19 protein-coding genes are annotated in these 23,939 nt (G+C 71.6%); 12 read left to right on the top strand and 7 right to left on the bottom strand.

What is annotated here, in order from left to right; translation table 11 throughout:
• Window positions 1-38 precede the first annotated feature (38 nt).
• Window positions 39-899 (bottom strand): 3-methyl-2-oxobutanoate hydroxymethyltransferase, encoded by an 861-nt coding sequence (panB, locus tag AB0D04_RS01755; RefSeq protein WP_362698073.1) that lies wholly within the window; start codon window positions 897-899, stop codon window positions 39-41.
• A gap of 235 nt (window positions 900-1,134) precedes the next feature.
• Here panB and AB0D04_RS01750 point away from each other — a divergent pair, with 235 nt between their 5' ends.
• The 6 genes from AB0D04_RS01750 (at window position 1,135) to AB0D04_RS01725 (ending at window position 8,319) form a co-directional block, all read left to right on the top strand.
• Window positions 1,135-2,754 (top strand): MFS transporter, encoded by a 1,620-nt coding sequence (locus tag AB0D04_RS01750; RefSeq protein ID WP_362698070.1) that lies wholly within the window; start codon window positions 1,135-1,137, stop codon window positions 2,752-2,754.
• Window positions 2,751-3,410, top strand: a complete 660-nt coding sequence (locus AB0D04_RS01745) for a TetR/AcrR family transcriptional regulator (RefSeq protein ID WP_362698067.1) — start codon at window positions 2,751-2,753, stop codon at window positions 3,408-3,410. The genes AB0D04_RS01750 and AB0D04_RS01745 overlap by 4 nt, the downstream gene beginning before the upstream one ends.
• Before the next feature lie 251 nt (window positions 3,411-3,661).
• Window positions 3,662-4,681, top strand: a complete 1,020-nt coding sequence (locus AB0D04_RS01740; protein WP_362698064.1) for an endonuclease/exonuclease/phosphatase family protein — start codon at window positions 3,662-3,664, stop codon at window positions 4,679-4,681.
• A gap of 349 nt (window positions 4,682-5,030) precedes the next feature.
• Window positions 5,031-6,239, top strand: a complete 1,209-nt coding sequence (locus tag AB0D04_RS01735) for an MFS transporter (protein WP_362698061.1) — start codon at window positions 5,031-5,033, stop codon at window positions 6,237-6,239.
• A 78-nt stretch (window positions 6,240-6,317) separates the two neighbouring features.
• Window positions 6,318-6,944 carry a phosphohydrolase gene (locus AB0D04_RS01730; RefSeq protein ID WP_362698059.1) on the top strand — a complete coding sequence of 209 codons (627 nt, stop codon included), beginning with the start codon at window positions 6,318-6,320 and terminating at the stop codon, window positions 6,942-6,944.
• 46 nt (window positions 6,945-6,990) lie between these two features.
• Window positions 6,991-8,319 carry an erythromycin esterase family protein gene (locus tag AB0D04_RS01725; protein ID WP_362698057.1) on the top strand — a complete coding sequence of 443 codons (1,329 nt, stop codon included), beginning with the start codon at window positions 6,991-6,993 and terminating at the stop codon, window positions 8,317-8,319.
• A gap of 64 nt (window positions 8,320-8,383) precedes the next feature.
• Here the strand turns inward: AB0D04_RS01725 and AB0D04_RS01720 are convergent, their stop codons facing one another.
• Window positions 8,384-10,138, bottom strand: coding sequence for an NAD+ synthase (locus tag AB0D04_RS01720; protein WP_362698054.1), 1,755 nt, complete (start codon window positions 10,136-10,138; stop codon window positions 8,384-8,386).
• Between the two features lie 101 nt (window positions 10,139-10,239).
• Entirely contained in the window at window positions 10,240-11,874 is a 1,635-nt protein-coding gene (locus AB0D04_RS01715) for a multicopper oxidase family protein (RefSeq protein WP_362698051.1), read from the bottom strand.
• Between the two features lie 484 nt (window positions 11,875-12,358).
• On the opposite strand from AB0D04_RS01715, the gene AB0D04_RS01710 reads away from it, so the two are divergent.
• Together AB0D04_RS01710 and AB0D04_RS01705 are read left to right on the top strand one after the other, a co-directional pair.
• Window positions 12,359-13,087 (top strand): DUF998 domain-containing protein, encoded by a 729-nt coding sequence (locus AB0D04_RS01710; protein WP_362698048.1) that lies wholly within the window; start codon window positions 12,359-12,361, stop codon window positions 13,085-13,087.
• The gene (locus AB0D04_RS01705) at window positions 13,084-13,965 is read left to right on the top strand and encodes an alpha/beta hydrolase (protein ID WP_362698045.1); all 882 of its coding nucleotides are present in this window, start codon (window positions 13,084-13,086) and stop codon (window positions 13,963-13,965) included. Before AB0D04_RS01710 ends, AB0D04_RS01705 begins: the two co-directional genes overlap by 4 nt.
• Here the strand turns inward: AB0D04_RS01705 and AB0D04_RS01700 are convergent.
• The 3 genes from AB0D04_RS01700 to AB0D04_RS01690 are packed head-to-tail and all read right to left on the bottom strand — an operon-like array spanning window position 13,934 to window position 15,905.
• Window positions 13,934-14,581 (bottom strand): hypothetical protein, encoded by a 648-nt coding sequence (locus AB0D04_RS01700; protein ID WP_362698042.1) that lies wholly within the window; start codon window positions 14,579-14,581, stop codon window positions 13,934-13,936. The two genes, AB0D04_RS01705 and AB0D04_RS01700, sit on opposite strands and share 32 nt — an antisense overlap.
• A gap of 44 nt (window positions 14,582-14,625) precedes the next feature.
• Window positions 14,626-15,582 (bottom strand): WXG100 family type VII secretion target, encoded by a 957-nt coding sequence (locus AB0D04_RS01695; protein ID WP_362698039.1) that lies wholly within the window; start codon window positions 15,580-15,582, stop codon window positions 14,626-14,628.
• Window positions 15,579-15,905, bottom strand: coding sequence for a hypothetical protein (locus AB0D04_RS01690; RefSeq protein WP_362698036.1), 327 nt, complete (start codon window positions 15,903-15,905; stop codon window positions 15,579-15,581). The genes AB0D04_RS01695 and AB0D04_RS01690 overlap by 4 nt, the downstream gene beginning before the upstream one ends.
• A 317-nt stretch (window positions 15,906-16,222) precedes the next feature.
• Between AB0D04_RS01690 and glnA the strand changes: the two genes are divergently transcribed.
• The 3 genes from glnA to AB0D04_RS01675 all read left to right on the top strand — a co-directional run bounded on the left by glnA (window position 16,223) and on the right by AB0D04_RS01675 (window position 21,427).
• The gene (glnA, locus tag AB0D04_RS01685) at window positions 16,223-17,584 is read left to right on the top strand and encodes a type I glutamate--ammonia ligase (protein ID WP_018090204.1); all 1,362 of its coding nucleotides are present in this window, start codon (window positions 16,223-16,225) and stop codon (window positions 17,582-17,584) included.
• An 83-nt stretch (window positions 17,585-17,667) separates the two neighbouring features.
• Window positions 17,668-18,015, top strand: a complete 348-nt coding sequence (locus AB0D04_RS01680) for a hypothetical protein (RefSeq protein WP_362698033.1) — start codon at window positions 17,668-17,670, stop codon at window positions 18,013-18,015.
• Window positions 18,016-18,403: 388 nt separating this feature from the next.
• Window positions 18,404-21,427 carry a bifunctional [glutamine synthetase] adenylyltransferase/[glutamine synthetase]-adenylyl-L-tyrosine phosphorylase gene (locus AB0D04_RS01675; RefSeq protein ID WP_362698031.1) on the top strand — a complete coding sequence of 1,008 codons (3,024 nt, stop codon included), beginning with the start codon at window positions 18,404-18,406 and terminating at the stop codon, window positions 21,425-21,427.
• A 93-nt stretch (window positions 21,428-21,520) separates the two neighbouring features.
• Here AB0D04_RS01675 and AB0D04_RS01670 read toward each other — a convergent pair whose 3' ends face one another.
• Window positions 21,521-22,126, bottom strand: a complete 606-nt coding sequence (locus AB0D04_RS01670) for a TetR/AcrR family transcriptional regulator C-terminal domain-containing protein (protein WP_362698028.1) — start codon at window positions 22,124-22,126, stop codon at window positions 21,521-21,523.
• Between the two features lie 177 nt (window positions 22,127-22,303).
• On the opposite strand from AB0D04_RS01670, the gene AB0D04_RS01665 reads away from it, so the two are divergent.
• Window positions 22,304-23,872 (top strand): APC family permease, encoded by a 1,569-nt coding sequence (locus AB0D04_RS01665; protein ID WP_362698025.1) that lies wholly within the window; start codon window positions 22,304-22,306, stop codon window positions 23,870-23,872.
• Window positions 23,873-23,939 lie beyond the last annotated feature (67 nt).

Below are 23,939 nucleotides of genomic sequence, written 5' to 3'. Positions count from 1 at the left end.
TGCCCGTCACCCACGTCGGCCGACGTGGGCCACGGCCGTCAGTGGAACGTGTGCGCCTCCGCGGGGAACGCGCCCGAGACCACCTCTTCGGCGAACGACTTCGCGGCGTCGCCGAGCAGTTCGCGCAGCTCGAGGTACTTCTTGACGAACTTCGGCACCCGCCCCGCCGTCATCCCCGCCATGTCGGTCCACACCAGCACCTGCGCATCGCAGTCCAGGCCCGCCCCGATGCCGACGGTCGGGATGTGCAGGGAGCGGGTGACCTCGGCGGCCAGTTCCGCCGGTACGGCCTCCAGGACGACGGCGAAGGCGCCCGCGTCCTGGACCGCCTTGGCGTCCCGCAGCAGCTGCTGGGCGGCCTCCTCGCCGCGGCCCTGGACGGGGTAGCCGCCGAAGGCGTTGACGGACTGCGGGGTCAGCCCGACATGGGCCATCACCGGGATGCCGGCCGAGACCAGCAGCTCCACCTGGTGCGCGGAGCGCTCGCCGCCCTCCAGCTTGACGGCGCCCACCCCGGCTTCCTTGACCAGCCGGGTGGCGTTGCGCAGCGCCTGCACCGGCCCTTCCTGGTACGAGCCGAACGGCAGGTCGCCGACGACGAGGGCGCGCTTGGTGCCGCGGACGACGGCGGCGGACAGCAGGGTGATCTCGTCCATCGTGACCGGCACGGTGGACTCGTAGCCGAGGTGGCAGTTGCCCATCGAGTCGCCCACGAGCAGGACGGGGATGCCGGCCTCGTCGAAGACGGAGGCGGTCATCGCGTCATAGGCGGTGAGCATCGGCCACTTCTCGCCGCGCTCCTTGGCTGCGGCGATGTCACGGACCGTGATGCGCCGCGAGCTCGTTCCCCCGTACAGGGACTTGTCGACCGGCTTTGCGGCAGGCGAAAGCTGCGTCATGGTGACGGCTCCTGTTCATCATCTCGAGGCACCCTCACGGTGTCCCCGGACTCCCCTCCATGCTGGCACGCGCGGCGCGCGGAGGGGAAGGGTGGTAGGGACATGCGTATGACGGGGCTGTGACCTGCGCGTTCATCGATCCGTCGGCGACACATCGGCGGCGCGGTGCCGACCCGGAAGTGAATTTCATCGATACGGAACGGGTCCGTATCGAAATAAGCGTAGGGTATGTCTCATGACCACCTCCGCCACCCCGCCCGGCGCGCCGCCCGTGCGCCAGGTCTCCGACCGGATCCACCGGCGCCGCTGGGCGATCCTGTCCGTCCTCATGCTCAGCCTGCTGATAGTGGTGCTGGACAACTCCATCCTCAACGTCGCGATGAAGACCATCGCGACCCCGGCCCCGCACGGCCTCGGCGCCACCCAGAGCGAGCTGGAGTGGGCGATCAACTCCTACACCCTCGTCTTCGCCGGGCTGCTGTTCACCTCCGGCCTGCTCGGCGACCGTCTGGGCCGCAAGAAGGTGCTGCTGTCCGGTCTGGTGGTCTTCGGCCTCGGCTCGGTGCTCGCCGGGATGGCCGGCTCGCCCACCGAGCTGATCGCCTTCCGCGCCATGATGGGCCTGGGCGGCGCCTTCGTCATGCCCGCCACCCTCGCCATCCTGATGAACGTCTTCGAGCGCGAGGAACAGCCGAGGGCGATCGGCATCTGGGCGGGCGGCGTCGGCCTGGCCATCGCGATCGGCCCGATCGCCGGCGGCCTGCTCCTGGACCACTTCTGGTGGGGCTCGGTCTTCCTGGTCAACGTCCCGATCGTGCTGTTCGCGCTGGTCGTGATGCTGATCCTGGTGCCCGACTCCAAGGACCCCAGCCCCGGCCGGCTGGACCCGTTCGGCGTGCTGCTGTCCGTCGTCGGCCTGGTCCTGCTGGTCTACGGGATCATCAAGGGCGGCCAGATCGCCGACTTCACCGACCCGCAGGTGCTCGGCACCATCGCCGCCGGCCTGGCCGTACTGACCGTCTTCGTCCTGCACCAGAAGCGCAGCAGCCACCCGTCGATCGACATCGGCTACTTCCGCAAGCCCGCCTTCTCGGCCGCCGTCGGCGCCATCGCGCTGGTCTTCTTCGCGCTGATGGGCGTCACCTTCTTCATCGTCTTCTACGTACAGAGCGTGCGCGGCTACAGCCCGCTCGAGGCCGGCCTGCTGATACTGCCGCTGGCCGCCGCCCAGCTGATCTTCTCGCCGCGGGCCCGGCTCGCCGTGGACCGCTTCGGCGCCCGCGCGGTGTGCACCACCGGCATGCTGACCATCGCGGTCACCATGTCCGGCATGCTGCTGCTGGACACCGACTCCCCGATCTGGATCCTCGAGGTGCTGTTCTTCCTCCAGGGCACGGGAATGGCGCACATCATGCCGCCGGTCACCGTCGCGATCATGCAGTCGCTGCCGCGTGAGAAGGCCGGCTCCGGCTCCGCGCTCAACAACGTCTTCCGGCAGGTCGGCGGCACCCTCGGCGTCGCGGTCCTCGGCTCGCTGCTGTCCACCACCTACCGCGACGGCATCGCGGACAAGCTCGGCGCGCTGCCCGGCATCCCGGCCGCCGCGCGCCACGCGGCCGGCGAATCCATCGAGGCCACCCTCGGCCTCGCCCGCCACCTGGGCCCGGCCGGCCGGGATCTGGTCACCTCCGCGCAGGACGCCTTTGTGCACGCCATGCACGTCACCGCGCTCGGCTCGGCCTCCGTGGCGGTGGTGGGTGCCGTGGTCGTCGCCGCCTTCCTGCCCGGCAAAATGGCACCGGGCCCGCAGGACGCGGAGCCCACCGAACAGCGGAAGGCGGGCGTGCAGGGATGAGCCGGGCGGCGGGAGACTCCGAGGCGGCGGCAGCCGGTGCGCGAACGGACCCGGTGGTCCCCGAGCGCCGCGGCCGACCGCGCAGCGCCGCGGCCGACTCCGCCATCATCGAGGCCGTACTCCGGCTGATAGAGGAGGGCGCCGCCATCGGCGAACTGTCGATGGAGCGCATCGCCCGTGAGGCGGGTGTGGGCAAGGCCACGGTCTACCGCCGCTGGTCCGGCAAGAACGCGCTGATGCTCGACGTCATGCGGTCCCTGGACACGCCGCCCCCGCCGCTGAACGGCACATCCGTACGCGACGACCTGGTCTCCCTGCTGGAGTTCCTGCGCCGCCGCGGACTGGCCAAGCGCAACTCCGCGCTGCTGCGCACGGTCGTCAGCCATGTCCAGGCGCATCCGGAGCTGTGGGAGGAGTACCACGAGACGGTCGTACGGGCCCGTAACGAGGCGCTGCTGCGGGTGCTCCGGCGCGGCATGGCCAGCGGCGAGATCCGCAGCGACCGCGACGTCGAGACCCTCGCCGACCTCTTCGTCGGCCCGATGCTGGCGCGCGCCATCCTTCACCAGTGGAAGGAACTCCCCGAAGGGCTGGCGGAGGACATCGTCGACATGGTGCTGGAAGGCGTACGGCCCGTGCCACGGGCGGCGGGCTGAAACCCGCCGCCGCACCGGTGCGTTGAACACCCGGAATGTCCCGTCCCACATGACCGGACCATGCCTGTTCTGTCACAGCCGCTGTCACGTACCCGCAGAGCGGAACCCCGCCCCGCCGCCATGCCGTCCTCACTGGCGGGAAAGCGCGGCCGCACGGCGCAGCGCGGTTCTAAGAACGTGCATTAAGGCCATCGCCTAGGGTCGGAGACCACAGGCGAGGCGCAGCAGAGCAAGGCAGTGAGGACAGCTACATGGCGCAGGCATATATGACGGAACCGGGACAGGGGCAGGGCCCCGAGCGGGCCGCTTCCCGGGCCGCACGCCTGCGGAACTGGTGGCGCCCGGACGGGATGTGGCGCCGCGGCATCGTGCTGGCGGTGCTCGCCGTACTGCTCGGGCTGCTGATGTTCCTGCACGGCCGGATCCCCAACGACCTGGGAAACCTGGGCAGTCTGCTCGAAACCTTCCTGCCGTGGCTCGGCCTGGGCGCCCTCCTCCTCCTGGTCCTCGCCGTGCTGCGCCGCTCGGCGACCGCGCTGGTCGCCCTCGTCCTGCCGTTCGCCGTATGGCTCAACCTCTTCGGCGGGCAGCTCACCGACAAGGCGGGCACCGGCGGCAATCTCACCGTCGTCACCCACAACGTCAACGCCGACAACCCCGACCCGGCGGCCACCGCACAGGACATCGTCAACTCCAAGGCCGATGTGGTGGCCCTGGAGGAGCTGACCGCCGACGCCCTGCCCACCTACAAGCGTGAGCTGGCGAAGACGTACCCCTACCGCACGGTGGAGGGCACCGTCGGCCTGTGGAGCAAGCTGCCGCTGAGCGACGCCAGGCCGGTGGACATCAAGATGGGCTGGACCCGCGCGCTGCGCGCCACCGTCACCTCCGCCGACGGCAGGAAGGTCGGCATCTACGCCGCGCATCTGCCGTCCGTACGCGTCAAGGTCGAGGCGGGCTTCACCGCCAACCAGCGCGACGGCAGCGCCGAGGCACTGGGCGAGGCGATCGCCGCCGACCCGCTGGAGAAGGTGATCCTGCTCGGCGACCTCAACGGCACCATGAACGACCGCTCGCTGGCCCCGGTCACCTCCCAGATGCGCTCCGCGCAGGGCGCCGCGGGCGACGGCTTCGGCTTCAGCTGGCCCGCCGCCTTCCCGATGGCCCGGATCGACCAGATCATGATGAAGGGGATCGACCCCATCGCCGCCTGGACGATGAAGGCCACCGGCAGTGACCATCTTCCGCTGGCGGCATCGGTCAAGATCTGACGTGCCGGGTTGAAGACCAGCCCGGACCTGGGGGCGCCTCCCATCGGTAGCTGGGGGACATCACGCGGGCGGAGTTCTTGTCCCTGGGGGATACCGTTCCGCACGCGGTGCAGGCATACGTTTCTCCCCCGCAAGCGGGAGGTACCCCCCACCCCCTAAAGGGCGGGGCATCCTCGGAGGAAGCCGGTGGCGGGCCCGTCACCTCCCGACCCCCTCTCCTCCCGGGCTTGTCACCTGCCGTTTTCGCGCCGGAATACTGGATCTGCGAGACTTTGTTCCGTAAACGAACTTAAGGTCTCGCCCCGCGCGCCCGCACGCGCGCACCCACCCCTGAAAGGTCCAGGTCCACATGCCCTTGGCTCTGCTCGCTCTCGCGATCTCGGCCTTCGGAATCGGCACCACGGAATTCGTGATGATGGGCCTGCTGCCCAATGTCGCGGACGATCTGGGCACCTCGGTGCCCACCGCCGGCTACCTCGTCTCGGCCTACGCCCTCGGCGTCGTCATCGGCGCCCCGCTGCTGACCGCCCTCGGCTCCCGCATCCCCCGCAAGCGGATGCTCGTCCTGCTGATGGCGGTCTTCACGGTGGGCAACCTCGCCTCCGCCCTCGCCCCCACCTTCGGCCTGCTGATCGCCGGCCGCCTCCTGGCCGGCCTGCCGCACGGCGCGTTCTTCGGCGTCGGCGCCGTGGTCGCGGCCCGGCTGGTGCGCGAGGGCCGCCAGGCGCGCGCGGTGGCCACCATGTTCCTCGGCCTGACCATCGCCAACATCGTCGGCGTCCCCGCCGCGACCCTGCTCGGCCAGCACCTCGGCTGGCGCGCCACCTTCCTCGTCGTGGCCGCCGTCGGCGTCGCCGCCATGGCCTCCCTGGCCCGGCTGATCCCGACGCTGCCGGCCGAGGAACGCACCGGTCTGGCCCGCGAACTCCGCGCCCTCGGCAACCGCCAGGTGGTCCTGGGCCTGCTGACCACCGTCTTCGGCTTCGCCGGCATCTTCGCCGTCTACAGCTACCTCGCCTCGATGATGACCAAGGTGACCGGCTTCTCCGAGACCTCGGTCACCCTCGTCCTCGCCCTCTTCGGCATCGGCATGACCCTCGGCGCGCTGGCCGCGGGCCCGCTCACCGACCGCGCCCTGCGCCCGACCTTGTACGGCTCCCTGGCCGGCCTCGCCCTCGCCCTCACGGCCTTCCACTTCACCGCCCAGGTGAAGTGGGCCGCCATGGTCACCGTCGTTCTCATCGGCGCCATCGGCTTCCTGACCACCACGCCCCTCCAGATGCTGGTCATGAACAAGGCCCACCAGGCCCCGACCCTGGCCGCTGCCTCCAACCAGTCCGCCTTCAACCTCGCCAACGCGGGCGGCGCCTGGGTCGGCGGCCTGGCCCTCGCGGCCGGCTGGGGCTGGACGTCCCCCACCCTGGTGGGCGCCGTCCTGGCCGCCGTGGGCCTGGTCATCGCCGTGGTCGCCGGCCTCCTGGACCGCGACTCCCACAACCCGTCCCGCGTCGTGGCCCGCTCCCATGAACCGGCCCCCGCACCGGCCGAACTCGGCTGATCCCGTAGCCCCGAACCCCGTATCCCCCAACCGCTCAACCCCGGACACCGTGGGCCCCACCCGGCCTACGGTGTCCCCATGCCGCCCACCGCCCTGCACCGCGCCCTGACCGCGCCCCCGCCCGACGGCCTCGCCCTGCGCCCCCTGCCGGACCGCGTGGCCGCCCTGCTGCACACCCTGAACGCCCCGCCCCGGCTGGCCGCCCATCTGCGTGCGGTCCATGACGTCGCGGCCAGGCTCTGCGACTGGGCCGAGCGCGTCCACCCCCAACTGCCCTTCCGGCGCACGGCCGTACTCTTCGGCGCCGCCACCCACGACATCGGCAAGACCCTGCACCCCGCCGAACTCTCCGGCCCCGGCTCCGCCCACGAGGAGGCCGGCCACGCGCTGCTGCTCGCCCACGGCGTCGCGCCCCAACTCGCCCGCTTCGCCCGCACCCACGCCTCCTGGACGGCGCCGGACACCGGCGTGGACGACCTGCTGGTGAGCCTCGCCGACAAGATCTGGAAGGGCAAGCGGGTCGCGGACCTCGAGAACCTGCTCGTCCAGCGGATCGCCGAAGCCGGGGGACAACAGCCCTGGGAGGCCTTCCTCACCCTCGACGACGCCCTCGACGGCCTGGCCGCCAACGCCGACCACAGACTGGCCTTCCAGTCCGCGTACGGGACCGACGTCTCCGCGTGCAGGACCGACGGCGGCGCCTGAACCCTCAACTCCCTTGCTGCACCTGCCCATTGCTAGGCTCCCGATCATGAGCAGTCGGCACCCCCACCCCCACCCCCTCGCCGAGTGGACCGCGCGCAACGCCACCCGCCTTGCCGGCCTCGACCCCGACGCCCCGCTCGACGACCTGGAGCCGCTGCGCCGCCTCATGGGTGGCGCACGGGTGGTCGCGCTCGGCGAGAACTCCCACCAAATCCGCGAGTTCGGGCTGCTCCGCGGCCGTATCCTGCGCTTCCTCGTTCAGGAGTGCGGCTTCACCGTCTACGGCACGGAGTTCGGGGTCGCCTCCGGCCGGGCCGTCGACGCCTGGGTCCAGGCCGGCCCCGGCGACCTCGACGCACTGCTCACGCCCCGGCCCGACGGGTACGCCGGCCAGTCCGCGGAGGGCCGCGACACCCTGCGGTGGCTGCGCCGCCACAACGCCACCGCGCCACACCCGGTCCGCTTCGCGGGCCTCGACGTCCCGGCGGCCGGCGGCTCGCTGGCGCCCGCACTGGAGCCGGTCGCCGACTATCTGAGCGCCGTCGACCCCGGCGCGGTGCGCTACGTACATGCCGCCCTGGAACTGTCCGAGCCGATCGCGGGCGGCTCGGGCATGGCCCCCGCCTACGCCCGCCTCGCCCTGGACCCCGCGGTCCAGGACCGCCTCACCGCCGCGCTCAGCCGACTGCTGAACCGCATCACCGTCATGCGCGAGCTCTACGTCGCGCACCGCGGCCAAGAGGCCTACGCGACCGCCCTGTCGGACGTCCGGGCGGCCTGGCGCACCGACCAGATGCAGCGCGCCATGGCCGAACTCCTCGGCGGCGTGCCCGACATCGCCGACCTCGCATCCCGCGACCGCTACCTCGCCGATTCACTGCTGGACCTGCTCGACCGGTCCGCTCCCGGCACCCGGATCGTGGTTGCCGCGCACAATGCCCACATCCAGCGCACCGCCAACCCCGAGGGCGGGCAGCTCGCCCGTACGCCCATGGGGCTGGCGGTTGCCCGGGCGCTCGGGGCGGACTATGTGTCCGTGGCCCTGACCAGCGACGGCGGCGTCACCGTGGCGAACCGGCCCGACCCGACGCACCCCGCCGGGATGAGCTGCGGCCGGGCGGACGCCCCCGAAGCGGCACCCGACAGCGTGGAAGCGCTGTTCGCGGGCGTACCGGAGGCACCGTCACTGGTGGACACCCGCGCGCTGCGCGAACACGCCCGGCGGCACGGCCTCCCCGAGCCGGTCCGTACCCGGATGGACAACGCCTTCATCCCGGTCCCGGCCCTGGACGCCTACGACGCGGTCATCAGTATCCCGCGCACCACACTCACCGCGGACTTCACCGAGACGCACACCGCGGACGTCGCCGGGTAGGCCACGGGGCCTGGGCAGCGGGACGTGCCCCGGGGATGCGTTCGCCCGCCTCCTCGGCCCGTCCCTAGGCCCCCTCCCGCCACTGGTTCGTGATCGGCAGCCGCCGGTCCTTGCCGAAACCCTTGGCGGAGATCTTGGTGCCCGGCGGGTACTGGCGCCGCTTGTACTCGGCGTGGTCGACCATCCGCAGCACCCGGGTCACCAGTTCCTCGTCGAAGCCCTGCGCCACGATCTCCTCGCGGCCCTGGTCGCGGTCGACATACAGCTCCAGGACGCGGTCGAGGACGGCGTAGTCGGGCAGCGAATCGGTGTCCACCTGGCCGGGGCGCAGTTCGGCGCTCGGGGGCTTGGTGAGGGTGTTCTCCGGGATCGGCGGGGTCTGGCCGCGGTCGGCGGCCGCCTGGTTGCGCCAGTGGGCGAGCTGGAAGATGACGGTCTTGTAGACGTCTTTGATCGGCCCGTACGCGCCTACCGAGTCGCCGTAGAGCGTCGAATAGCCGCACGCCAGCTCGGACTTGTTGCCCGGCGCGAGGACGAGGTGGCCCTCCTGGTTGGAGATCGCCATCAGCGTCGTACCGCGCAGCCGCGACTGGAGGTTCTCCTCGGCGAGGCCGGTCAGCCCCAGCGCCTCCATGTACGAGTCGAACATCGGGCCGATCGGCACCGTACGGAAGGCGAGGCCGGTACGGCGCGCGAGGTCGGCGGCGTCGGTGAGGGAGTGGTCCGACGAGTAGCGGGAGGGCATCGCGACGGCGTGGACGTGCGCCGGGCCCAGCGCGTCACAGGCGATCGCGGCGACCAGCGCGGAGTCGATGCCGCCGGACAGCCCGATGACGACGCTGTTGAAGCCGTTCTTGGCGACATAAGCGCGCAGCCCGACGACCAGCGCGGTGTAGATCTCCTCGATGTCGCCGAGCCGTTCCGCCTCGCCGCCGAGCGTCTCGGGGGCGTACGGCGGCAGCGGGTCGGGGGTCAGGACGGCATGGTCGACGCGCAGGCCGTCGTCCAGGACGCCGGAGGGCGCCTCGGGCGCCGCGTCCGGGAGTTCGAGGTCGACCAGGACACAGCCCTCCGCGAACTGAGGTGCCCGCGCGATCACCCCGCCGTCCTTGTCGACCACGATGGAGTCGCCGTCGAAGACCAGCTCGTCCTGCCCGCCGATCATCGCCAGATAGGCGGTGGTGCAGCCGGCCTCCTGGGCCCGCTTGCGCACCAGCTCCAGCCGGGTGTCGTCCTTGTCCCGCTCGTACGGCGAGGCGTTGAGGGAGACCAGCAGCCCGGCGCCCGCGCTGCGTGCCGCCGGGACCCGGCCGCCCTCCTGCCACAGGTCCTCGCAGATGGCGAGGGCGACATCGACGCCGTGCACCCGGACGACGGGCAGCGTGTCGCCGGGGACGAAGTACCGGAACTCGTCGAAGACGCCGTAGTTGGGGAGGTGGTGCTTGGCGAAGGTCAGGGCGACCTCGCCGCGGTGGAGTACGGCGGCGGCGTTCTGCGGGGCACCGGCCGGCCGCCCGTAGCGCCGCTCGTCCTGTGCGCAGCGGTCGAGATAGCCGACGATCACCGGGAGTTCGCCCAGCCCCTCGGCGGCCAGCCGGCCGGCCAGCGAGCGCAGTGCGGCGCGGCTCGCCTCGACGAAGGACGAGCGCAGCGCGAGGTCCTCGACGGGGTAGCCGGTCAGCGCCATCTCGGGGAAGGCGACGAGGTGCGCGCCCTGGTCGGCGGCGTGCCGCGTCCAGTGCACGATCGTCCCGGCGTTCCCGGCGATATCGCCGACGCAGGAGTCGATCTGGTTGAGGGCGAGACGAAGTTGGGCCACGGGATCAGTGTAGTTGACTCTAATCGTCTGAGTGACGCAAAGGGGGGCGGGGTGTCCGAGGGGGAGGCTGGACGTCCCACGTCCGGCCTCCCCTGCCCGGCCTACTTCTTCCGATAGCCCAGGATCGTCATCATCCCCGACTCCGAGTGGTAGATGTTGTGGCAGTGCAGCATCCACAGACCCGGGTTGTCGGCATCGAACTCGACGTTCACGGTGCTGTGGGGCACCACGATCGTCGTGTCCTTGAGCGCACCGCCCTCGCCCAGCGCGAAGGTGTGCCCGTGCAGATGGACCGGGTGATACATCCGGGTGCGGTTGTGGAACGACAGCCGTACCCGCTCACCGGCCTCGATGGGGTAGCGCTGGGACGGCGTGTACGGCTTGTGGTTGAACGCCCAGTTGTACTTCTTCATCGATCCGGTGAGGTGGAAGCGCAGGGTGCGGTCGGCGCCCTGGGACGGCAGCTGTACGGACTCGTCGGCCTTCAGGTCGTGCGCGGTCAGCAGCTTGCCGTCGAGGTTCTCGGGGCGGGCGTCCGGGCCGGGCGCCGCGCCGCCGCCGGTGCGCAGTACGGCCAGCGCGGTGCGGTTCTTGCCCTCGGCGAGCGCGGTGAGCGGGAAGGCGCCGTCCCCGGCGGTGACCAGGACGTCGTAGCGCTCGGCCATGCCGATCAGCAGGGCGTCGGTGGTGGCGTGCCGGACGGGGTAGCCGTCGGTGTGGGTGATGGTCATACGGTGACCGCCCAGCGCGACGCGGTAGGAGGTTTCGCCGCCCGCGTTGATGAACCGGATCCGGATCCGGTCGCCGGGCTTGGCCTGGAAGACCCGCGGGTCCTGGGGGGTGCTGCCGTTGATGAGGTGGTACGGGTGGGCCACATCGCCGGCGTGGCCGCCCAGCAGCTTGCTCGTGGCGCCCCTCAGCAGGCGCGACGGCCCGATGCCGGGCAGCTCGGGCCCGCCCATGTCGTCGTGGCCCATGCTGCCGTGGCCCGTGCTCTCGGAGCGGCCCTCGTGCAGCTGCGCCAGCACCGCGTCCGGGGTGCTGCCGTCCACCCCGTCGACCCAGTCGTCCAGCATCACGATCCACTCCTTGTCGTAACTGAGCGGCTCTTTGGGGTCGTCGACGATGACCGGTGCGTACAGCCCGCGGTCGATCTGCACCCCGGTGTGCGGATGCATCCAGTACGTGCCGGGGTGCCCCGCGATGAACCGGTAGGTGAAGGACGCGCCGGGCAGGATGGGGCGCTGAGTGATGCCGGGCACGCCGTCCATGTCGTTGCGCAGCCGAAACCCGTGCCAGTGCACGGTCGTGGAATGCGGGAGGTGGTTGGCGAGGGTCATCTGGAGCGTGTCGCCCGCGGTGACCCGGATCGGCTTGCCGGGCAGCTCGCCGCCGTACACCCAGGTGCTGACGGTGCGGCCGCCCAGGTCCTGCAGGGTGGGCGTGGCGGTGAACGTGAACTTCCGTACGGTGCCGTCCGTGCCGCGCTCCTTCTCGGCCGCGATGACCTCCGGGCCGTCGGGGCTGACATAGCCGTCCGGGGCGCCGTCGTGGCGACCTCCGTTCTTGCCGTCGGCCACCCCGTCCATGCCGCCGGGGGCGCCGGAGCGGCCGCCGGAACAGGCGGCCAGCAGGCTGCCGCCCGCGACGGCCACACCCGCGCCGAGCACGGTGCGGCGGGAGCGGGACGAGGACTGGGAAGAATCGGGCCGGGGAGATGGCGAAGGCGTACGCATGGGTGGGTTACCTCGTGTCGGTGTCGGTGTAGGTGTCGAAGGTGAGGAGGGCGGTGGCGGAGCGCGCCGGGGTGAACGCGTGCGGTGTCGGCGCCCTGTGCCCGCTCCTGGACGCGCGGCACCGACAGTTGGGCGAGGGGTGGGTGGCGGGGCGGTGGCGGGAACGACCGCAGGCCGGGCGGCAGACGGACGCACAGCGCTGCGAGCAGGACGGTCTCCTCGTGTCCGGCCGCCGGGTGCCGAACGCGGGCGGCGTCACGCGGACCTCTCGCGCCGGGGCGTCAGACTCCCCGCGATTTACCCCCCGGGGGTATCGAGTCCACCTGTCGGGCCGCCTCGCTCCGGCGTGCCGGTCCGCCCGTAGCGCTGTGCGCCCGTATCACCGCATTGCCGTAGACCACCCGCCTATCCTTGGCCTTCCCACGCTTCTCGCGCGCCCGGCGCTCCGACCGACCGGCCGGGTCCACCCGATCCGATCACCAGGATGTCCGTGTCCCCGACCCGCACCGTCCCCGTCCGCCGCCGGGCGGCGGCCGCCCTGCTGCTCCTCGGGGCCGCCGCATACACGGCCTGGGTCCTGGAAGTGGTCCTCGCCACCGGGATCGACCCCGTGCAGGCGTACGTCAGCGAGCTGGCCGCCGCCGATCAGCCGCTCGGCGGGCTCTTCCGCGCCACCGACCTGGCGGCCGGACTGCTGGTGCTGGCCGGTGCCGTGGCCGCCCTGGCCACCCTGGAGCGCGGCCCGTGGACAACGGCGGGCTGGTCCGCGCTCGCCCTCTTCGGCGCCGCCACCGCCCTCGACTCCCGCCTCCCGCTGAGCTGCGCGCCGACCAGCGACCCGGCGTGCGCCGCCCGGGAGACCGCGGGCCTGGTCCCGGCCACCCACACGGCACACGCCATCAGCAGTTCCCTCGCCCTGCTGGGTGCCCTGGCCGCCCTGGTGCTGCTCACCTTCGCGGCCCGCCGTGACGACCGCCGGCCGGCGCTCGCCCGCTTCGGCCCGCCGCTCGTCCTGGCCGAACTCGCCGCCACGCTCTGGACGCTGGCCTCGGTCGCGGCGTTCACCGCGGGCCGGGGCACCTGGGCACTCGGCGCCGGCCAGCGCCTCCAGGTCCTGCTGGTCGCCCTCTACCTCGCGCTGCTGGCCGGGTGCGTGGCCCGGACGGCCGGGCATAACGAACCCAGGAAACCGAAGCGGGAGGCCCGCCCATGACCCCACGCCCCGTACGCGCCCCCGGCCGCATCCGCACCGTCGACGGCATCCCCCTGCATCTGCTCACCGAGGGCAGCGGCCCGCCCTGCATCCTCAGCGGGGGCCTCGGCATGGCCTGGTTCGACTGGGACGAGGTCGCCGCCCTGCTCGCCCCGCACCGCACCGTCATCCGCTTCGACCGCCCCGGCCTGGGCCTGAGCGCCCCGGCGCCGGTGCCGCCCACCCTCATCGCCGAGGCCGACCGGATAGCCCACGTCCTGGACGCCGTCGGCCACTTCGGCCCGGCCACCGTCGTCGGCCATTCCCTCGCCGGCTTCCACGCCGAGGCATTCGCCCGGCTGTACCCGCACCGCTGCGCCGGCCTCGTCCTGGTCGACGCCAGCATCGAGGAGGACCCGCGCCCCCTGCTGCCCCGCGCGGTCCGTACGGCCTGGGCATCCGGCCTCGCCACCACCCTGTCCGCCGCCGGAGTGCCCCGCGCCCTCGGCCCCGCCGCCCGCCGCCTGATCGGCCGCGCCTCCACCGTCGGCAGCCACCCGCCGCACCCGTGGGAGCGCGCCGGATACCGCACCAGCCGGGTGCTGCGCGCCTGCATCCTGGAGAACGCGACCTACCCCTACCAGGCCGCCGAACTGGCCGCCCTGCGGCCCGGCCACCCGCTGCCCGCCGTACCGGTCGCGGTCCTGGCGGCATACGACGGCGGCGAGACCGCCCGCGACCTGCGCTGGCTGGAACGCCAGCGAGCCCTCGCCGCCGAGCTGGGCGGCCGCTGCACGGTCGCCGCCCCGGCCGGCCACCTTGTCATGGCCGATGCACCGGAGTCGGTCGCCCGTGCCGTACTGGACCTCAGCCCTGATCCTTCGAGAGCAGACCGGTGAGCCAGGGGACGTGCTCGCGGCTCACCTCGAGGGCAAGCCATGAGCCGTCGGGGAAGGCGATGTCCACCCGGTCCTTGTGGCGCGGGGGATGCGGCTCGCGCCGCAGGCCGTACCCCCCGCGGGGCAGCTCACCGAGCAACTGCGCCGCTTCCCGTTCCGGCCACGCGGGAGTGCTCAGCAGCAACAGCCGCTGGTCGGTGCAGGCCAGCGAGATCTTCTCGTGCCTGTGGCCGAGGCTGTCCATGGGGCCGGTGCGCGTGGTGATGACGAACCAGCCCGCCGTGCTGTCCCAGCCGCCCTCCCGCACGCGCCCCCGGAAGATCCGGCGGATACCGCGCCAGGTCTGGCTCCACCCCTCCTCCACCAGCCCGGCGGGAAGGGCACACAGCCACATCACGAAGGCCACGGGCAGGAAGATCCGCTGCCATCCCTTGAACCCCGACTTCTCCTCCGCCTGAGGCTTGGCCGTGCGGTAGCGCTTCGGAATGCCTTCCGGAGCCAGTACGTCCAGCCTCACCGGCAGCGCGCCCTGCAGCGTTTCGCCCGGCCGCAGATGAGCGGTGGAGTGCGGGAGGAGCCAGGTCTCCCGCTCCGGGACCACGGGGGTGGGGTGCATGTCTGTCACTCTGTGCCTGCTCTGTCTCTCTGTCTGCCCGGCGCTCAGCCGAAGGTGTCCTCGATGCTGCCCTTGGGCACGCGGTAGGGCTTCGGGGTCTTTGGGCCCTCGCCCTCCAGGTCCCTCACCTCCTCCTTGCCGAAGTGCTTGACCGTATCCTTGGCCGGGGTGCTGAAGTCGCCGGTGAGGCCGGTGGCGGCGCCGATGAGGGGCTTGGAGCCGTGTTTGGCGATCTGCCCGGTCACCATGTGGTGCGCCCACCAGTCCTTGGAGCGGTAGGCGCCCTCGCCCATGGGGCCGCCCGCCTTGCGCAGCGCGCCGGCGGCCGTCTTCGCCTCCTTGAACGCCGCCCAGGTCTTCTTTCCGGCCTTGAACTTCCGGACGGCTGCCATCAGTTTGCGCAGCGTCTCGGCCAGCTTGACGGAGACCCTCTCCACCCGCGCAAGGAAGACCGCCACCTCCGCCTCCGCCACCAGCCCGTCCACCACCGTGGCCAGGCCGAGCGTCAGGATGTCGGTGACCACCATCGCGGCCAGGGTCATCGCCGCCCACTCGACGGCCTCGCGGATGATCTCGACGACGGCGTCCTCGGCGAACTTGCACTCCGCGGCGGCCTGGCTGAGGATCTTGGCGACCTCGCCCATCTCCTTGGCGGTGCCGTCCACTGCCTCGACGATCTTGCCCATGCCGCGGCCGAAGCCGTCGGAGGCATCGCCCTCCCAGTGCTCGGGCAGCGGGCGTGCGGCCTGCCGCAGGCCCTCGGCCACCTTGTGCAGCGTGTCGGCCTGCGCGCGCCACTCCTGTGCGGCGGCGGTGAGCTGCGTCGGCATGCCGGTGAGCTTCTCGAGCTCGTCCCAGAGCCCGATCTTGTCCAGGAACCACCGGATGGCGTCGTCGAGCCCGGCGTCGATGCCGTGCTCCGCGCTGTTGTGGATCTCCGGGATCTCCGGAAGCTTCTCGATCTCCTTGTTCACCCAGGTGTACGCGTCCGAGACCGTCATGCGGGCGCACCCCCGCCGCTCCCGCCGAAGCCCGCCTGAAGGGCGTACTCGTTGGCGACGTAGCTGCCCGCCATGTGCCGCAGGGCCTGAGCCGCTCCCTGGAGCAGCTCGGCGATGTCATGGATGTCCTGCTGCGCCGCGGCGGCGTGCTCCTTGTACGCGTTGTGCAGCTCGTCGGACTCCGGCAGATGGCCGAAGGCTCCCGAGGGGATCTCCACATGCTCCAGTGCCCGCGCGATCCGCGGGACGGCTTCGTGCTGCTGCTCGGTGCCGGATGCACAGTGGAAAATCGCATCCGGGTTGGTCTGGAATCCCTGTCCCATTCCCCGTGTCCCCCTGTCCGGGCCGCCCAGTGGAATCCGTCCCAGAGTAGGAATGCGATGACACGGTCCCTTCAATTCCCGGTCAATGCAGCCCCAGCGGTACCTCAAGACTGTGCCAAGCCCCCCGTTTGCCGCCCCCGGCCGCGCTGACTCTGCCCACTGCGGGAAGGATCGGGGCGAGGGTCACGGACCGGCGGTTCTGCTTCAGGCCAAGGGTGCGTAATGTGACGGTAACCCCCTCACGTGATACTGGTGTGCCACGCCGCGTGATCCCACGCACGTGGACAGGCCGATTGACCTGCAAGGATTGGTGAACCATGGACAAGCAGCAGGAGTTTGTGCTCCGGACTCTGGAAGAGCGCGATATTCGCTTCGTCCGGCTGTGGTTCACCGACGTGCTGGGCTTTTTGAAGTCGGTGGCGGTGGCCCCTGCGGAGCTGGAGCAGGCCTTCGACGAGGGCATCGGCTTCGACGGCTCGGCCATCGAGGGATTCGCCCGGGTCTATGAATCCGACATGATCGCCAAGCCGGATCCCGGCACCTTCCAGATCCTGCCCTGGCGCGCCGAGGCCCCCGGCACCGCCCGGATGTTCTGCGACATCCTGATGCCCGACGGCTCCCCGTCGTACGCCGACCCGCGCTACGTCCTCAAGCGGATCCTGGCCAAGACCTCCGACCTCGGGTTCACCTTCTACACCCACCCCGAGATCGAGTTCTTCCTGCTCAAGGACAAGCCCGTGGACGGCCAGCGGCCCACCCCCGGCGACTCCTCCGGATACTTCGACCACACCCCGCAGAACGTCGGCATGGACTTCCGCCGCCAGGCGATCACGATGCTGGAGTCGATGGGCATCTCGGTGGAGTTCAGCCACCACGAGGGCGCCCCCGGCCAGCAGGAGATCGATCTGCGCTACGCGGACGCGCTCTCGACCGCCGACAACATCATGACCTTCCGCCTGGTCATGAAGCAGGTCGCGCTGGAGCAGGGCGTCCAGGCCACCTTCATGCCCAAGCCGTTCTCCGAATACCCCGGCTCCGGCATGCACACCCACCTCTCCCTCTTCGAGGGCGACCGTAACGCCTTCCACGAGTCCGGCTCGGAGTACCAGCTCTCCAAGGTGGGACGTTCCTTCATCGCCGGTCTGCTGCGGCACGCGGGCGAGATCTCCGCGGTCACCAACCAGTGGGTCAACTCCTACAAGCGCATCTGGGGCGGCGCCAACCGCACCGCGGGCGCCGGCGGCGAGGCCCCCTCGTACATCTGCTGGGGCCACAACAACCGCTCCGCGCTGATCCGCGTCCCGATGTACAAGCCCGGCAAGATGGGCTCGACCCGGGTCGAGGTCCGCTCGATCGACTCCGGCGCCAACCCGTATCTGACGTACGCGGTGCTGCTCGCGGCCGGCCTCAAGGGCATCGAGGAGGGCTACGAGCTCCCGGCCGGCGCCGACGACGACGTCTGGGCGTTGTCCGACTCCGAGCGCCGCGCGATGGGCATCGAGCCGCTGCCGCAGAACCTCGGCGAGGCCATCGAGCTGATGGAGCGCAGCGAACTGGTCGCCGAGACCCTCGGCGAGCATGTCTTCGACTTCTTCCTGCGCAACAAGAAGCAGGAGTGGGAGGAGTACCGCTCCGAGGTCACCGCCTTCGAGCTGCGGAAGATGCTGCCTGTGCTGTAAGCCGATTCATCGGATTCCGCGTGACTCACCCAATTGGCTGCGCTCCGGGCGAAAACAACCGCAGGGGCGTACATGGTGATTTCATGAACACATCGCCGAGGAATCACCCGAAGAAATCCGTTTCCCGAATATTCGCGGTCAGCGTTGCCCTGGGCATCGCTCTTGCAACAGGGGCGGCGACGGCCGCATCCGCCGCGGCCGCGACGCCCGCCTCTCACGAGGGCATGAAGGACAGGACGACCCAGTCGAGCCCGGCCGGGGAGCACGACCGCGGCTCCGGAAAGTACGAGGAGAGCGGCTCCGGAAAGCACGACAGCGGCTGGGAAGCCACCTGGAGCAAGGACAGCAGTCACAGCAGCGGTAAGAGCGGCGGCAACCATGGCGGCGGCGGTGACGACTGCACCGGCGTCATCGTCCTCCTCTGTGCGTGACGGATATCCCGCACGGGCTCGGGCCGGGCGGAAGAGGAGGGCGATGCGCCCGCACGGTTCCTCCTCTTCCGCCCGGCCCAGTGCCTGAAATCGGTATTCGGGGGGCACTCACGGGTACGGAATTTCCCGTACCCGGCCGGCAGTAATGCGATTCCCCCGCTCGCGTCGCTGCCGGCCCGCGCTTTTCCGCCAAGCCGCGACTTTTCCACCGGCCGCTCGGTGAGCGCCACGCCCGGTCCGCCCAGGGGGCGCCGTCCCACGGAAACCGCCCGACTACTGGCCAGAAGCCGCCCCGGTAGAGTCTTCTCAGGTAATCCAGGGCATGAATCCATCCCTGCGCATGATGCCGCCGGTGCTTTGAGCCACCGCGCCACCGAGAGGCTGGACCATGGCACTTCCCGCTCCGCAGGGACGGCGGAGCAGCATGTTCACCCGGCTGCTGAGGCACGGTTTCACCGACCCCTCGGCGGCCGGGCGGCTGCTCGACACCCCAGAGTTCTCCTCCGTACGGGAGGACTCGGTGCTGCTGGAGGCGCTCGGCGGCACCGCGGACCCCGATCTGGCGCTGCTGGGCCTGGCCCGCCTGGTGGAGGCCGTCGGCACCGACGCGCACCAGGAGCTGCTGAGCACGCTGGCGGCGGCCAAGCCGCTGCGCGACCGGCTGCTGGGGGTGATGGGCGCGTCCGAGGCGCTGGCCGATCACCTCGCGCGGCATCCCGACGACTGGCGCTCGCTGGCCACCTACGAGTCCGTCGATCTGCATCCCACCACTCCCGAGTTCGAGCAGGCGCTCGCGGAGGGCATCTGGGGCGAACGGGGCGAGGGCCGCTCGCGCGCGGACGCGCTGCGCGTCGCCTACCGCCGGTGCCTGCTGGGCATCGTGGCCCGCGATGTCTGCGGTACGACCGATGTCGCCGAGGCCGCGGCGGAGCTGGCGGACCTGGCCACCGCCACCATACGGGCCGCCCTCCAGATCAGCTACGAGGAGGCCCCCGGCGATGCGGCGGTCTCCCGGCTGGCCGTCATCGGCATGGGCAAATGCGGCGCCCGCGAGCTGAACTATGTCTCCGATGTGGACGTCATCTTCGTCGCGGAGGGGAAGGAGGGCGTCGACGAGGCCAAGGCGCTGCAGGCCGCCACCCGGCTCGCCTCCCGCATGATGCGGCTCTGCTCGGACGTCACCGCCGAGGGCACGATCTGGCCGGTGGACGCCAACCTCCGCCCCGAGGGCCGCAACGGCCCGCTGGTGCGCACCCTCAGCAGCCACCTCGCCTACTACCAGCGCTGGGCCAAGACCTGGGAGTTCCAGGCGCTGCTCAAGGCCCGCCCGATGGCCGGGGACCTGGACCTGGGGCAGGCGTACGTCGATGCGCTGTCGCCGATGGTCTGGCAGGCCGCCGAGCGGGAGAACTTCGTCGTGGATGTGCGGCAGATGCGCCGCCGCGTCGTCGAGAACATCCCCGCCGACCGCGTCGAGCGCGAACTCAAGCTCGGCCCCGGCGGGCTGCGCGATGTCGAATTCGCCGTGCAGCTCCTCCAGTTGGTGCACGGCCGCATGGATCCCACGCTGCGCAGCGCCAGCACCCTGGACGCCCTGGCCGCGCTGGCGGCCGGCGGCTATGTCGGGCGCCAGGACGCCGCCGCGCTGGACACCGCCTACCGCTTTCTGCGTTCCCTGGAACACCGCATCCAGCTCTTCCGGATGCGCCGTACGCATCTGATGCCCGAGGAAGAAACGGATCTGCGGCGCCTGGCCCGCTCATTGGGCTTGTTTACAGAGCCCGTCGACACCCTCCGCAAGGAGTGGAAGTGGCACGCCAGGGAAGTGCGCCGACTGCATGAGAAGCTTTTCTACCGCCCTCTGCTCGATGCCGTCGCCCATCTGGAGCCCGGCGAAGCACGCTTGTCCGCAAAGGCCGCCGGCCACCGCCTGGAAGCCCTCGGGTACGCCGATCCAATCGCCGCACTGCGCCACCTGGAGGCGCTGGCGTCCGGTGTGACCCGTAAGGCCGCGATCCAGCGGACGCTGCTGCCGGTACTGCTCGCGTGGTTCGCGGATTCCGCCGATCCGGACGCGGGACTGCTCAACTTCCGTAAGGTTTCGGACGCGTTGGGCAAGACGCCGTGGTATCTGCGGCTGCTGCGCGACGAGGGTGCGGCCGCCGAGAACCTCGCCCGGGTGCTGTCCGCCGGGCGGCTCGCCCCCGATCTGCTGCTGCGCGCCCCGGAGGCGGTCGCGCTCCTGGGCGCCACCGACGGACTCAAGCCACGCAGCCGGTCCGCCCTGGAGCAGGAGGTGCTGGCCGCCGTCGGGCGCGCGGACGGCGCCGAGTCGGCGGTCGCGGTGGCCCGCGGGGTGCGCCGCCGCGAGCTGTTCCGGACCGCCGCCGCCGATGTGATCGGCGCGTACGGCACGGAGGGCAAGCCGGCCGAGGCGGACCATGGCCACGCCATCGACGCCGTCGGCTCCGCGGTCTCCGACCTCAACGCCGCCACCCTCGCCGGTGCGCTGCGCGCCGCCGTCCGCGAGCAGTGGGGCGACACCCTGCCCACCCGCTTCGCCGTCATCGGCATGGGCAGGTTCGGCGGCCATGAGCTGAGCTACGGCTCGGACGCCGATGTGCTCTTCGTCCACGAACCCCGCGAGGGCGCGGACGAACAGGAGGCCGCCAAGGCCGCCCAGGCCATCGCCAACGAAATGCGACGGCTGCTCCAACTCCCCTCCGCCGACCCGCCGTTGCTCATCGACGCGGACCTGCGCCCGGAGGGCCGGTCGGGCCCGCTGGTGCGTACCCTCGCCTCGTACGCGGCCTACTACCGCCGCTGGTCGCTGGTGTGGGAGGCGCAGGCGCTGCTGCGGGCCGAACCGGTCGCGGGCGAGGCCGACCTGGGCCGGCGCTTCATCGACCTCGTCGATCCGCTGCGCTATCCGGCCGAGGGGCTGGGTGACGACGCGGTACGCGAGATCCGCCGGCTCAAGGCCCGCATGGAGTCCGAGCGGCTGCCGCGGGGCGCCGACCCGACCACCCACGCCAAACTGGGGCGCGGCGGTCTGAGCGATGTCGAGTGGACCGTCCAGCTGTTCCAGATGCGCCACGGCTGGGAGATCCCCGGGCTGCGCACGACCCGTACCCGCGAGGCACTGGCCGCCGCGCACGCCGCCGAGCTGATCGCCACCGAGGACGCCCAGACCCTGGACGAGGCCTGGGTGCTGGCGGCGCGGGTGCGCAATGCGGTGATGCTGGTGCGTGGCCGGCCCGGCGACACCTTCCCGGTGGACGGCCGGGAGCTGGCGGCGGTCGGCCGCTACCTCGGCTACGAGGAGGGCCACGTCGGGGACATGCTCGACGACTACCGGCGGATCACCCGGCGGGCGCGGGGCGTGGTGGAGGAGCTGTTCTACGAGGGCTGACCGGCCGGGGTGGGCCTGCGCGGGCTGACCTGCGCGGGCGGATCTGCAAGGGCTGACCGGCCAGGGCCGGCCCGCGCGGGCCGGCCGCCCCGTTCACGCCTCCAGTAGCCCCCGGCAGTGCGCGAGGAACCCGGTCAGCGTCAGATCGAAGGCGTGATCGGCGCGGTCCGGGCCGGTCGCCTCCTGGGCCGCGGCCAGCCGCGGCGCGCCGACGTCCGCGGAGACCTCCCACATCGGCTCCGGCGCCGACATGTCCAGCGCCGAACCCAGCACGATGTTGTCCAGGCCCGTGATGACGGCCATCACGGCGGCCGGGGCGAAGCCGGCGTCCAGCAGCAGCCCGGCCACCCGGTCGTACTGCGCCAGCGCCCTCGGGGCCCGGATCGGCGACGTCATCAGCATCGGGATCGCCCGCGGGTGCGCGGCGAACGCGGCCCGGTACGAGCGCGCCCAGGCCTCCAGCGCGATGTCCCAGCGGGCGTCACCCAATGTGCCCGGGTCGATCGCATCGGTGACGCGCTCCCGCAGCAGCTCGACGACCCCCGCCCGGCCGTCCACATGGTGATACACCGACGCGGTCTGCACCCCGAGCCTGCGGGCGACCTCCGGGACGCTGAAGTCGCCCTTCTCGTCGACGAGTTCGAGCGCCGTCGCACCGATGCGCTCCTTGTCCAGCAGGGCCTTGCGCGGCCGCCCCATGGTGTCCCCTCCCGACCGACCCCGCCGCAGGGTCTTCCCGAATCGTACGGCGAGGGGTACCTTCCCAAAAAACCGAAAGCCTTTAGGTTTTTCGAGCGGTCACGCTGCCGTCGCCACCCCGTACGTGCCGAGCCGCCGCCTCTCTCCCTCTCTCCGTCCGCAGAAGGGCACCGAGTCATGGCCGTAGAGTCCGAGTCCCGCAACGGGAGCGCGCAGCAGACCGCACCACCACCCGCCGCCGGCGAGGCCCCCACGCTGCGCCGCGGCACCCTCGGCGTCGCCGATATCGCCTTCTTCGTCATCTCGGCGGCCGCCCCGCTCACCGTCATGGCGGGCACTTCCCCGCTCGCCATCGGCGCCGGCGGCGTCGGCGCACCCGTCGGCTATGTCCTGGCCGGCGCCACCCTCGCCCTCTTCGCGGTCGGCTTCACCACCATGGCCCGCCATGTCCGCAACGGTGGCGGCTTCTACGCCTTCATCACCCGCGGCCTCGGCCGCCCGGCCGGCTTCGGCGCCGCAACCGTGGCGCTGTTCGCTTACAACGGCATGCAGATCGGCGTCTACGGACTGCTCGCCACCGCCACCCAGGACGCCCTCCAGGCCTTCTGGGGCATCCACGTCCCCTGGCCGCCGATCGCCGTCGCGGGTGTCCTGGTCATCTGGTACCTCGGCTACCGCAGCATCGACTTCGGCGCCAAGGTGCTGGGCGTCCTGCTCGTCGCCGAGACCGGCATCCTCGTCCTGCTCGCCGGGGGAGTGCTGCTGCACGGCGGCGCACACGGCCTCTCGCTGGACTCCTTCACGGCCGGCAACGTCCTGGTCCCCGGCACCGGTGTGGTCCTCGCCTTCGCCTTCGCCGCCTTCACCGGCTTCGAGTCCACCGCCATCTACCGCCGCGAGGCCCGCAACCCAGCCCGCACCATCCCGCGCGCCACCTACTACGCGGTCGCCTTCCTCGGCCTCTTCTACGCCTTCACCATCTGGATCGTCATCCAGGCCTACGGCAGCGACAAGATCGTGGCGGCCGCCCTGCACGACCCGGCGGGCCTGTTCTTCACCGCCACCACGCAGTACGTGGGCACCTGGGCCGCCAACCTGATGCACCTCTTCATCATCACCAGCATCCTCGCCTCCCAACTCGCCTTCCACAACGCGATCAACCGCTACGGCCTGGCCATGGCCCAGGAAGGCGTCCTCCCCGGCCCGCTCGGCAAGGTCCACCCGCGCCACCGCTCCCCCTACCTCGCCGGCGCCGCCCAGAGCGTCCTCGCGGCCGTCGTCGTCATCGGCTTCGCCGTCGCCGGCATGGACCCCTACCAGCAGCTCCTCCTCTGGATGAACACCCCCGGAATGCTCGGCCTGTTGGCCCTCCAGGCGATCACCGCGGCGGCTGTGCCCTGCTACTTCCGCCGCCTGCGCCACCAGGAGGGGAAGATGCGTACGGTCATCACCCCCCTCGCCGCCACGGTGCTGATGGTGCTCGCCCTCTGGCTGGTCATCGCCAAGATCGACCTCATGACCGGCGCACCCTTCACCACCAACGCCGTCCTGGTCCTCACCGTCCCGCTGGCCTTCGCCCTCGGACTTTTCCTCGCCTGGCGGGTGCGCCGTACCCGCCCCGAGGTCTACGCGGGCTTCGCGGCGGAGCCGGCGGAGGAAGACGAGGAGGGCGCCGGTCCCGACCCCACGGCCTCCTCCCGCCCCGGCCCCGAGGAGGCCCCCGCATCCCACGCAACGCCCCGCTGACACACCCGGCAGCGGCCACCACCGGCCGGCGCGGCCGCAGCGAAGCCACCCCTCCGGTCACCGCACC

This window comes from Streptomyces sp. NPDC048483, assembly GCF_040651455.1.
GTDB lineage: Bacteria > Actinomycetota > Actinomycetes > Streptomycetales > Streptomycetaceae > Streptomyces.
This window is presented reverse-complemented; position numbering and strand designations above follow the sequence as displayed.